The sequence below is a fragment of the Lascolabacillus massiliensis genome (assembly GCF_001282625.1).
Taxonomy (GTDB): domain Bacteria; phylum Bacteroidota; class Bacteroidia; order Bacteroidales; family Dysgonomonadaceae; genus Proteiniphilum; species Proteiniphilum massiliensis.
This window is the reverse complement of record NZ_CTEJ01000001.1, coordinates 1,046,777-1,059,608: the sequence shown is the minus strand read 5'-3', so window position 1 is coordinate 1,059,608 and position 12,832 is coordinate 1,046,777. Positions and strand designations below refer to the sequence as shown.

Genomic DNA, 12,832 nt, shown 5'->3' with positions numbered 1-12,832 from the left:
TTATGAATAAATAAATTTACCGTGTTCACTTTCTATGATCAGTTCTCTGGTATCAGACTCAGCAACATAGCCTACAATTTGAGCGTCAATGTTAAATGAATGAGAAATATCTATAACCTCTTTAGCATACTGTTCAGGTAAATAAATCTCCATTCTGTGGCCCATATTAAATACTTTATACATCTCTTCCCACTCAGTCTTAGATTGCTCCTGAATTAAATTAAAAAGCAGTGGAGTAGGGAACATATTGTTTTTTACCACTTTGAGTCCTTCACCTAGGAAATGCATAATTTTAGTTTGTGCTCCACCTGAACAGTGGATCATACCATGTATGCAACCTCTTAACTCATTCAATATGAGTGATATAATAGGGGAGTAGGTACGAGTAGGGGATAAAACCAGTTTACCTGCATCTAAACCAAGACTCTCAATTTTATCTGTTAAATTCATTTTACCTGAATAGACCAGATCTTCAGGTATAGAATTGTCATAACTCTCCGGATACTTAGTAGCAAGATAGTTGGCAAACACATCGTGACGGGCAGATGTTAATCCGTTACTGCCCATACCTCCATTATATTCTTTTTCATACGTAGACTGTCCGGTTGATGATAATCCTACAATAACATCACCTGATTGAATATTTGCATTATCAATCACATTTGAGCGCTTCATTCTGCATGTAACGGTACTGTCAACAATAATTGTACGAACAATATCTCCAACATCTGCTGTTTCACCACCAGTTGGATACAGTCTTACTCCTAATTCCGACAACTCTTCACAAAGCTCATTTGTTCCGTTTATAATGGCTGAGATAACCTCTCCGGGAATCAAATTTTTATTTCTTCCAATTGTTGATGATACCAGTATGTTATCTGTGGCACCAACACATAAAAGATCATCAACGTTCATTATTAAAGCATCCTGAGCAATACCTTTCCATACAGACATATCACCAGTTTCACGCCAGTAAAGGTAAGCGAGTGAAGATTTTGTCCCTGCACCGTCAGCATGCATTATATTGCAATATTCAGGATCATTCGCGAGATAATCAGGAATAATTTTACAGAATGCTTTAGGATATAATCCCTTGTCAATATTCTTAATAGCATTATGCACATCTTCCTTCGATGCTGAAACACCGCGTCGGTTATATCGTTGATTATTTGCCATTGGTTTTTTTATTCTCTAAATTTTGAAATACAAAAGTACTAAAAATGTATGAGACGAACATTCAATTAATTGTTGAAGTAATTCTAGATACTAATTTTTACTTGGATAAATATTGTATAGTAAATTAATATAATACCTATTATGTTTAATAGAATGTTTTAAATCAAAATCAATATAAAGAAAAAAGTGGCACCGCTTTTAAAACGATGCCACTCTATTATTTCATGAGAAAAAATGAATTAGTTGAGATTAAGTTCTTTTTCAACTGCTTCCATCTCTTTCGATTTATCAATTCCCATATTACTTAGATTGTAGTAAACATTTCTAAGTTTCAGTAATGCAGATTGCTTTTCAGATTCGTTAGCATTTCTTGATTTAAGCAATTCTGCATATTTTTCTAGTGGAACTAATGATGCTTGATATAATTTAACAGCTTTTTCATCATTAGCAACTTGCTGCTGTCTGTCAGTAATTTGAATTGAAGCTTCCTTTATGTTTTGTGCTTGCAGAATATAGTTTACAGCTAAAGCTTCAAGAGCTCTTTCGCAGTTCGGATCCTGTGATAGCGCTTTATTGTATTCAGCTTCAGCACCTTCATAATCACCTCTTTCTGCTAATAATGCACCCTTCACGCTATTTAAATCACATGCATTAGAAGGGTCATTTGCTATAGCTTGTTCAAGGTATTCTATAGCCTTGTCAGTTTGTCCATCGCGAATGAACACATTTACCAAGTTAGGAATAAAATATTTGCTTTTTGGAAATTTTTCTGCACCTACATAAAGTGTTTCTAAATATTTAGCAGAATCACCCAGATTAATATACTCACTTGCCATAAGTTCATATAAATCACTTTCCTGGTATGAACTATTTTCAATGAATGGCTCTGAAGTAGCACGTTTAAGCATTGCTAACGCTCTTTCATGCTGTTCAGCCTGAATAGCTGTGATGATAGCATAATATTTAATTGTTTGATATGTGCTGTCCAATGAGAAAGTTGATTCTGGCTTTTCAAACAATGGTAATGTTGGGATATTCCAGTATACTTCAAAGAAATCAGCTGCCTTAGAATAATTACCTTGATCGTTATAGTAGACTCCACCATTAATATAAAAAGGATGATTAGCCTGCAAAATAGATGCTATATCTCCTCTTACTCTGTTTCTTACTCTTCCTTTTTCATCAGGAAGCTGAGCTAATGAATCTGCTTTCAGATAAGGAGCATATGACTCCATAAGTCCATCATACATCACTTTATCATTTGCACCCTGACCAAGCATTGCTTTAGTTCTTTCGTTGTCAAATACTTTATTACCTATATCCCCCATGATTTTCCAGGTTTCAGGATCATTAGATGTTTCAGGATTCTGTGCAGCCTGTTGAATGAGAGTTCTTGCTTCGTTAAAATCGTCGCGACCTAATGATCTCTTTGAATCTCTAAGTGCAGATTTTTGTGCGAGTAATGAGCCCGCAGAAATAAAGGTAATAATTGTAAGGAATAGGATTTTTCTCATTACATTCATATTTTTTGTGTTTGAAATAAAATTATTTTCTTATTTGTTTACTTGTTGAATTTGACTGATAAAAATCAAAAAGTTTAATTTGAATCATTTTACTGATTAAAAAACTCATTATTCAAGGTCATTATCAAGATCCTGATCTTCTAAAGGTTCCTGGTCATCATCCACTTCCACATCTACGTCCTGATACTGAACATCAAATGTTTCTATTTCTTCCTTTTTATCGAGTTCCACTATTTCATCATCGGTATCTTCTGAGTCCACCTTACATACTGATGCTATCTGATCGTTTCTTTTCTCCAAATTTATCAGACGAACACCCTGAGTAGCGCGTCCCATGATGCGAATATCGGAAATATTCATACGTATTGTTATACCCGACTTGTTAATAATCATTAAATCGTTGTCTTCTGTAACACTTTTGATTGCAACAAGTTTTCCCGTCTTTTCAGTAATATTCAATGTTTTAACACCTTTACCTCCCCTACGGGTTATACGATATATCGGTTCTCCGTCTTCATCATTTAGCTTAGTCCTTTTACCATAACCCTGTTCAGAAACAACCAGTATAGAATTTTCTGATTGAGGACTCATGCAAATCATTCCAATTACGATATCCTCACCATCCTCGTCAAGAGTCATACCTTTAACACCGGTAGCAGTTCTTCCCATTGGTCTAACATCATTCTCATCAAAACGGATAGCACGACCATTTCTATTTGCAAGTATAATATGCTGATTACCATTAGTTAATCTTACCGAAATTACTTGGTCTCCTTCTTTAATGGTAATTGCATTAACTCCATTCTGACGCGGTCTCGAATAAGCTTCAAGCTGAGTTTTCTTAATAATACCTTGTTCTGTACAGAATATCAAATAGTTCGAATTGATATATTCTTCATCAGTAAGATTATCTACTCTCACAAAAGCTGTTACAGAGTCATCAGGGTCAATATTAAGAAGATTCTGAATTGCACGACCTTTAGAATTTTTAGTTCCTTCAGGTATTTCATATACATGTAACCAATAACATTTACCCTTTTTGGTAAACAGAAGCATATAATTATGCATTGTAGCCGGGTAAATATATTCAACAAAGTCCTCTTCTCGGGTATCTGTGCCTTTAGCCCCTACTCCTCCTCGGTTTTGAGTATGAAATTCAGCAAGTGGTGTACGTTTAATATATCCCAGGTGTGAAATAGTAATGATCATTTCATCATCAGAATAAAAATCCTCCATGCTCATCTCCTCTGCAGAGAAAATTATTTCAGAACGACGCTCATCGCCATATTTCTCACGGATTTCAATCAGTTCATCTTTAATAACCTGCATCAGAACATCCTCATTATTAAGGATTTCATTTAAACGGGCTATCAGTTTTTGTATCTCTTCATATTCAGAACGTAGTTTATCCTGTTCTAAGCCAGTCAACTGTCTTAACCTCATTTCAACAATTGCACGAGCTTGAATTTCAGAAAGTTCAAACCTCTCCATCAAACTTTGAATTGCTGTTTGAGGACTAGAAGAACTACGAATAATTGATATTACTTCATCAATATTATCTGAAGCAATAATTAATCCTTCTAATATATGAGCTCTCTCTTCTGCTTTACGTAATTCAAATTGAGTGCGACGTGTGACAACATCATGACGATGATCAACAAAATATGAGATCAACTGCTTAAGATTCAACAGTTCAGGTTTGCCATTTACCAGAGCAATATTATTTACACTAAATGAAGATTCAAGAGCAGTAAACTTATATAGTTTGTTTAATACTACATTTGCATTACCATCACGTTTGATGTCAACAACAATTCGCATTCCACGCCTGTCAGACTCGTCATTAACATTAGAAATTCCTTCAATCTTTTTATCTGCAACAAGGTCAGCTATATTCTTAATTAGTGCTGCTTTGTTTACCAGATATGGAATTTCTGTAATAACTATTTTATCATGTGTCTTACCAGATTCAATATCTGCTTTACCGCGCATGACAACACGTCCTCTACCAGTCTCAAATGCATCTTCAACACCCTTATACCCATAAATATAGGCACCGGTAGGGAAATCAGGGGCTTTGATATATTTCATCAAACCCTTTATGTCTATATCTCTGTTGTCTATATATGCAATAATACCGTTAATACATTCTGTAAGGTTGTGAGGGGCCATATTAGTAGCCATACCAACAGCAATACCTGAAGATCCGTTGATCAGCAAATTAGGTATTCTGGATGGTAATACTGTGGGTTCTGACAAAGTATCATCAAAGTTGAGCTGAAAATCAACTGTATCTTTGTCAATATCACGCAACATCTCTTCAGCAAGCCTATTTAATCTTGCTTCAGTATATCGCATAGCAGCAGGACTATCTCCGTCAACACTACCCATGTTACCCTGTCCGTCTATCAGTGTATAACGCATATTCCACTCCTGGGCCAGACGCACCATAGCGAAATATACAGATGAGTCACCATGAGGGTGATATTTACCCAATACCTCACCCACAATTCTTGCTGATTTTTTATGCGGTTTATCAGGAGTATTTCCAAGTCCTGACATTCCAAATAGTATTCGTCTGTGTACCGGTTTAAAACCATCTCTTACATCCGGCAATGCACGAGACACAATCACTGACATCGAGTAATCGATGTACGATGATTTCATTTCATCTTCGATATTAATCTTGATGATTCTATCTTCCTGATCAATCATATTTGAATGTGATTTTTCGTTCTAGAAAAAAACTTTATGTAGTTATATTTCATCTGAATAACTAATTTCAGATACCTTTTTTTTAACCAGACTAAAGTACTACTTTTCTTTGATTTTAACAAAAAAAACAGGGGTTATTTTAACCCCTGTCACGCTATTTTAGTACTTTACAGATAACTTATTTACCGTGGCAATTTTTATATTTCTTTCCACTACCACATGGACATAACTCATTTCTTCCAACCTTTTTCTCAACCCTTACTGGTTCAAGTTTTTGCTTTTGACGTTGAGGATCATCCTCTCCACTATTCTGGTTGCTAGAGCTGGTTATAGCTTCCATTTCATCTTTTTGAGTACGATATTTACTGTAATCAGTTTTTGTTTCCGGTGCTGCTTTTCTTACACTACCCGGATCTTGTACAGGAATTTGTCCACGCATCAATACGGATACCGATTTTGAGTTTATATTGTTAATCATTGTTCCAAATAGGTTGAATGATTCAAGCTTATAAATCAAAAGAGGATCTTTCTGCTCATAGCTAGCTGTTTGAACTGAGTGACGCAATTCATCCATTTCTCTAAGATGCTCTTTCCAGTTTTCATCAATTGTATGCAGCAATATCGATTTCTCAAATGCTCTCACCAGAGCCTTTGAGCCAGTTTCATATGCTTCTTTCAGATTACATGCAATGTTATATACCTTCTTTCCGTCAGTAATTGGAATAAGTATATTTTCATACATTGCACCTTGATTTTCATACACCTGTTTAATAACCGGTTGTGCAATCTCGGCAAGTCGCTCTGTCTTACGTTTAAATGTTTCAAATGCTCTCTCTTTAACAGCTTCCACCATTTCAGCAGTGCGCATTTTTTTCATATCCTCCTCTTTAAAAGGAATATCGAGAGCCATTACACGAAGAAGTTCCAGCTTCATGTTTTCGTAGTCATCTTCATACATTTCAACTATATTCTTCGATGTATCAGAAATCATGTTAGCAACATCATTATCGATTCTTTCACCCATCAAAGCATGTCTTCTACGTTTGTAAACTACTTCACGTTGTGAGTTCATCACGTCATCATATTCAAGAAGACGTTTACGAATTCCGAAGTTATTCTCTTCAACCTTTTTTTGTGCACGCTCTACCGACCTGCTCAACATGCTGTGTTCCAGAACATCACCTTCCTCAAAACCCATTCTATCCATTAGGCCTGCAATTTTTTCTGTTGCAAACAGGCGCATAAGATCATCTTCAAGTGATACAAAAAATACAGAAGATCCAGGGTCTCCCTGACGTCCGGCACGACCTCTTAACTGTCTGTCAACTCGTCGAGATTCATGTCGCTCAGTACCAATAATAGCAAGACCTCCCGCTTCTTTCACTTCAGGAGTCAGCTTAATGTCAGTACCACGACCAGCCATATTGGTTGCAATAGTTACAACGCCTCTTTGACCTGCATTTGCCACAATTTCTGCTTCACGCTGATGTAGTTTTGCATTAAGTACGTTATGTTTAATCTTACGAAGAGTAAGCATACGACTTAACAGCTCAGAAATCTCAACTGAGGTTGTACCCACAAGTACGGGGCGACCATTATTGATCAGCTTTTCAATTTCTTCTATAACAGCATTATATTTCTCTCTTTTAGTTTTATAAATCCTGTCGTTCTGGTCATCCCTAATAATCGGTTTATTTGTTGGGATTACTACCACATCCAGTTTATAAATATCCCAAAATTCCCCTGCTTCTGTCTCAGCTGTACCAGTCATACCTGCCAGTTTGCTGTACATCCTGAAGAAGTTCTGTAAAGTGATTGTTGCAAATGTTTGAGTAGCAGCTTCCACCTTTACACGCTCTTTGGCTTCAATTGCCTGATGGAGTCCATCTGAATATCGACGGCCTTCCATAACACGACCAGTTTGCTCATCTACAATCTTAACCTTATTATCTATTACCACGTACTCATCATCCTTTTCAAAAAGTGTATAAGCCTTCAATAACTGATTGATGGTGTGAACACGTTCTGATTTGATTGCATAGTTCTGTAATAACTCATCTTTTTTCGCAGCTTTATCATCATCAGACATATTTGCATTCTCCAGTTCAGAAAGCTGAGATGCAATATCCGGAAGTATAAAAAACTGTGGGTCATCAGATTTACCTGTCAGCAAATCAATTCCCTTATCGGTTAATTCGATACTATGAAGCTTTTCATCAATTATAAAGTAAAGTGGGTCAGTTACAATATGCATATTGCGATTCTGCTCCTGCATATAATAAGCTTCTGTTTTTAGCATGGCCGCTTTAACACCCTGCTCACTAAGATATTTAATTAGAGGTTTATATTTTGGCATACCTTTATATGATCTATACAAAAGTAGTGCTCCCTCTTCCTGCTCTTTAGGATCACTTGAAGCCATTTTTGACTTTGCTTCAGCAAGTAATTGAGTAGTCAGTTCTCTTTGTGCCTTTACAATCATCTCAACACGTGGTCGAAACTCATCAAAAAGCTGATCATCACCTTTTGGTACCGGGCCAGATATAATTAATGGAGTACGGGCGTCATCAATTAAAACTGAGTCAACCTCGTCAACAATTGCGTAATTATGCTTTCTCTGTACAAGATCTTTCGGAGAAACAGCCATATTATCTCTCAGGTAGTCAAAGCCAAACTCATTATTTGTACCGAAAGTAATATCTGCTTCGTATGCTTTACGGCGTGCATCGGAGTTTGGCTCATGTTTATCTATACAGTCAACCGACAGCCCATGGAACATATACATTGGTCCCATCCACTCAGAGTCACGTTTGGCCAAATAATCATTCACAGTTACAACATGTACACCCTCATGAGTAAGTGCATTCAGGAAGACAGGAAGTGTGGCAACTAATGTTTTACCCTCACCTGTTGCCATCTCAGCAATTTTACCTCTATGTAAAACAACTCCACCGAAAAGCTGTACATCATAATGGATCATTTCCCAGGTAATTTCATTACCACCGGCTATCCATCTGTTCTGATAAATTGCCTTATCACCCTCAATTCTCACAAAATCGTGACTGGCAGCCAGATTTCTGTCAAATTCAGTAGCAGTAACAACAATTTCATTATTTTGTGTAAACCTTCTTGCTGTATCTTTCATTATTGAAAATGCTATAGGAAGTATTTCATCCAGCACTTTCTCATATTTCTCATTAATCTCTTTTTCTATCTTATCTATTTGATTCCAGATTGGTTCACGCTTGTCAAGTTCAACTTCCTCTAAACCTGCTTTAAGCTGTTCAATCTGCTGTTTCTCTTCAGCAACATAATCACGTATCTGTTTTTCCAGATCTTTCGTTCTGTTTCTAAGTTCATCATTAGAAAGCTTCTCAATCTCAGGGTATACCTCTTTTATTCTTTTCACAACAGGATTGATTTCATTCAAATCTCGTTGTGCTTTATTACCAAAAATTTTTGATATTATTTTGTTAAATCCCATAGTAGTATATTGATTTTTATTTTTTATTACCTGTAGGTTAAAATAATAACCTTAAAAAAGTTCTTCCAGTATTTCACCCACAGATGCATTTGGCGAACGTATACGCAATCTGTATGCAACGCTTGGCGCTATATCTGTTACCTCAATTGTACGGTTTATTTTCTGGGGTTTTATATCCTTACCAAAAAATATAGCCGGTGCATTAATTGCATTATTTCTTACTCTTTCATGATCATCAGAACCTTGTTCTACAACCTGCCATCCAGGTTGGAGCTCCAGGAAAAGATCACCTGAGATTCCCTTATAATAACTGTTTCTATAATATTGAACATTTTGGTTATACGCACCATGCAGCATTTGGTAAGAAGTGATAACATCCTGAACACCTGCCGACTGTACAAGGAACTCTGCAGCTTTCTGCTGAAGTTCTATCAGGTCGATTTTCTTATCCTCAATAAGCTTTCTATCAAAAAAGAACTGTTTATTATAGTATTTCTTAATCCATTGCTCTCTGCCATACAGAGCCATCAGATACATATTTAATAATGCCTGACTCCTGTCCGGATAGAAAGTTCCACCTGAAGTAACCATTCCCTCAGGGATAATCTCATTTTCATCAAAATAGCCTGTAGATACAACAAATATAAGAGTGTTATTTAGTCCTACTAATTCATCAATTTTATCCAGTAATCTTGCTAACTCCTGGTCCAATCTATAATAAGTATCCTGAATCTCAATAGAGTAGTTTTTATCAAGAGCCCCGGAGAAGTTTCCTGCATAAAATGTAACAGCCAGGTAATCAGGATTCATTCTTGTTCCTAAAGAACTTGACTCCAATACTCTAATAGCCATATCATTAACCTCTTTGTTAACGTAGGGCGATTCCTTAAACTTCTTTACATTGTCTTTGATATTGTTTGCAAAGAAATGCTGAAAATTATACCTGTTTTTAGTATATGGGAATGCTTTATAATTTTCAATTGGAAGTGCAGGCTTCCAGGAAATACTATTTATTGTATAAGTAAGTGATTGCTGACTGCGGTTAAATTGCTCTACGACCGGCTGTCTTGTTTTATAAAATGTAGTTGTTGCCCATTTGGCATCTTCATTCTCAATCCAGTAGGCACCACTTGCTGCATGTCCTCCTGCAGCCATAGCCTGAGATGCATCTGGAGCAAAAGCAAAAATATCAGATTGTCCACCCGAAGCTATCTTAAGTTCATCTGCAATTGTTGAAACTTTTATTGATAATGGTGATAATTTTTCGGTCGTGAAATTTCCCAGGTAGTTATCATCATGAAAACTGGAAATTTCAATATTATTGGCAAGTAAAAATTTTTTTTCTGCAGTAATACCATGATAAGATGGATTTGCTCCCGTGAAAATCGATGTTATTGTTGAAGCCTTATCCAGATACGGGAAGTCATAATTCACATTCTTATATACTAACCCGTTGTTTAGTAGCCTGTTAAAACCTTTGTTGCCAAAAGTGCTCTTGAACATCTCAAGGTAATCTCCCCTAAGCTGATCAATAGTAATACCGACTACTAATTTTGGTACCTCACCTGTGGGATTTTGTGCAAATATCGCTGTAATAGAGAAAAAAGCGACAATTGAAGTTATTATTCTAAACATTTAGCAATTATTGACCTAATCTGAATTAATTATTGTCCCCAACCCGCCTTCATATATCTGCTGGAGGTAAAGCGACTGTTTACTCGTCTCTTTTTATTTAACAGCAGTGCATTTACTCCTGATCTTCCCCATAAACACAATGAAAATAGTATTGTTTCATAAGGTAGATGTTGTGGTAAAAACCACCAGGATAAAAGAAAAAGAGTTAAGACTACAAAGTTAATGAAATGATAGAAATAAACGATGTTCTTTGCCGGTTTAACCCAAAATAAAATAGCAGCAAAAAGGGCAAATATATTTAACCATGCAAAATTCCAGTTGGGATTGGTTGCAGGATGTTCTGAAAAATACATCAGAACAAATATAATAGTACCCGCTGCTCCTGCAATTCCAAAAAGTATGGTATCAAATATTCGCGGTATTCTGGTCTTGTTTAATTTGTATATTTGGTTTATACTCACAAAGATTGTAAGCAAGAGCAAAAATAAAGCTGCAACTAAAGGTGTAAAGAATGTTTTTTTGCCCGGATTATTACGTTCTGCATTATGTTCCAATAAAATTTCAGTATTGCCTACAAGATTATTGCTTGCAGAATCATTGCTCTGAAATAGTGCACCTTCAAATGAATCCATCAGGTATGAAGGGATAAACATCTTTTCTCTAACATTAATTATTCTATCTGCATCACTGCCAATCAGCAAATCTATACCAAATTCAAACCATGGATAATCTATAAGACACTCATGAACCAGGTCGCGATATGTTTGCTCTTTGCTTGTTTCTGGATAAATAATTTGTGATTTTGAGTATTTTTCAATCATATCCCTTGGTCGTGTAGCACAATTATCATAAAAATAATTGTATCTATAACCCCTGTTTTCAGGTAAAGAATTAATGTATAAAGCGTTGTAAAGTTGCTGTTTTTCAGCTGCTGAGAGATTCAAAATTTGCTTTGTTACTTTTTGGCCTTTATATGAGTATTCAGCAATAAATTGATCATAAAAATCAACTCCCAATATATAATCTGTTTTACCCCTTATAAAATTATATATGAAGTTGGGCTGAGTAGGATCAAAGTAGCCATAGTTAAAGACTGCATCAACTCCGGTTGAATCGTCATGTATGTAAATTGCAGTGTGACCAAAAAGAGCATAAACTGCTCCATTCCATGGAGAGGCAGTCAGAAGACTTACTTCTGCATCTTCATGAAGTGTAATTTGTGATTTTGCCTGATTACTGATAAAAAAAAGTGTAATCAAAAGCATTATAGTGAAGTTTATTTTTTTCATTGTGCAGATCTATTATCCATTATACATTGATTTATCCACATATCTATGGCAAAACCAGTGCAGATGACAAAAATAGATAAATTTGCTTTAAATCACACATAAATACAAAAAACAAATAGCGGTGGCCTTTTTAGACCACCGCTATTCAGTTTCGTAAAATTGTGACCGGTTTTATTTATTCTTATTACGATTACCGTAACGACTCATAAATTTATCAACACGTCCGGCTGTATCCACCAATTTTTGTTTTCCTGTGTAGAAAGGGTGAGAAGAACTTGTGATCTCAAGTTTTACTAGTGGATATGTAACTCCGTCAATTTCTATAGTTTCTTTTGCATTAACTGTTGAGCGAGAAATAAAAATCTCTTCATTCGACATATCTTTAAAAACTACGGGACGATAATTATCGGGATGAATCTCTTTTTTCATTTTTACCTTCTGTTTTTATGATTGGCAATTTTCGGATGGCAAAGATACAATAAACTGTTTTATAAAAAAAATAAACAGACTCCTTTTTTCTTTTTCTGAAATATAATAACTTATTTTGCGTTCATTATGATAGATAAATTCATATGAAGAGTGAAATTATTACTATTGGAGATGAGCTTCTTATAGGTCAGATTGTGGATACAAATGCTGCTTGGATGGCAAGAGAGTTAACTCAAAGCGGATTCGATATAGCAGCAATAACTTCTGTTGGTGATCAATCAGACAGTATTGTTAAAGCAATTGACAATGCATTTGAAAGAGCTGAAATCCTTCTACTTACCGGGGGCGTAGGACCAACAAACGACGATATAACCAAACATACTCTGTGTCAATATTTTCATACTGCATTAGAATTCAACGATGAAGTCTTGCAGAATATTGAAACTATTTTTTTAGGAAAAATATTCCTCTGAATCAGCTTACCAGAAAACAGGCCTATGTTCCTGCAAATTGCACTGTTATACAGAATAAGTTAGGTACAGCTCCTATATTATGGTTTGAAAAAGATGGAAAAGTTTTGA

At 35.7% G+C, this 12,832-nt stretch carries 8 protein-coding genes; 1 reads left to right on the top strand and 7 read right to left on the bottom strand.

All coding sequences use genetic code 11. The annotated features are described in order from the left end of the window. From BN1354_RS04315 to BN1354_RS04285, 7 genes are all read right to left on the bottom strand, one after another. Positions 1 to 1,176: an AIR synthase related protein gene (locus BN1354_RS04315; protein WP_045089550.1), complete on the bottom strand. Its 1,176-nt coding sequence runs from the start codon at positions 1,174 to 1,176 to the stop codon at positions 1 to 3. Positions 1,177 to 1,415: 239 nt separating this feature from the next. Then, the gene (locus BN1354_RS04310) at positions 1,416 to 2,690 is read right to left on the bottom strand and encodes a tetratricopeptide repeat protein (protein WP_082331540.1); all 1,275 of its coding nucleotides are present in this window, start codon (positions 2,688 to 2,690) and stop codon (positions 1,416 to 1,418) included. 117 nt (positions 2,691 to 2,807) lie between these two features. Beyond that, a complete protein-coding gene (gene gyrA / locus BN1354_RS04305; protein WP_053826314.1) occupies positions 2,808 to 5,414 on the bottom strand; it encodes a DNA gyrase subunit A in 2,607 nt (868 codons plus the stop codon). 178 nt (positions 5,415 to 5,592) lie between these two features. Next, positions 5,593 to 8,898, bottom strand: coding sequence for a preprotein translocase subunit SecA (gene secA / locus BN1354_RS04300; RefSeq protein WP_053826313.1), 3,306 nt, complete (start codon positions 8,896 to 8,898; stop codon positions 5,593 to 5,595). Between the two features lie 51 nt (positions 8,899 to 8,949). Beyond that, positions 8,950 to 10,533, bottom strand: coding sequence for an alkaline phosphatase family protein (locus BN1354_RS04295; RefSeq protein WP_045089554.1), 1,584 nt, complete (start codon positions 10,531 to 10,533; stop codon positions 8,950 to 8,952). Positions 10,534 to 10,562: 29 nt separating this feature from the next. After that, positions 10,563 to 11,822, bottom strand: coding sequence for a lipoprotein N-acyltransferase Lnb domain-containing protein (locus BN1354_RS04290; RefSeq protein ID WP_045089555.1), 1,260 nt, complete (start codon positions 11,820 to 11,822; stop codon positions 10,563 to 10,565). 171 nt (positions 11,823 to 11,993) lie between these two features. After that, positions 11,994 to 12,251, bottom strand: coding sequence for a type B 50S ribosomal protein L31 (locus BN1354_RS04285; protein WP_045089556.1), 258 nt, complete (start codon positions 12,249 to 12,251; stop codon positions 11,994 to 11,996). Positions 12,252 to 12,394: 143 nt separating this feature from the next. Between BN1354_RS04285 and BN1354_RS12120 the strand changes: the two genes are divergently transcribed. Next, positions 12,395 to 12,724, top strand: a complete 330-nt coding sequence (locus BN1354_RS12120; RefSeq protein WP_231623070.1) for a molybdopterin-binding protein — start codon at positions 12,395 to 12,397, stop codon at positions 12,722 to 12,724. The last annotated feature ends 108 nt before the right edge of the window (positions 12,725 to 12,832 follow it).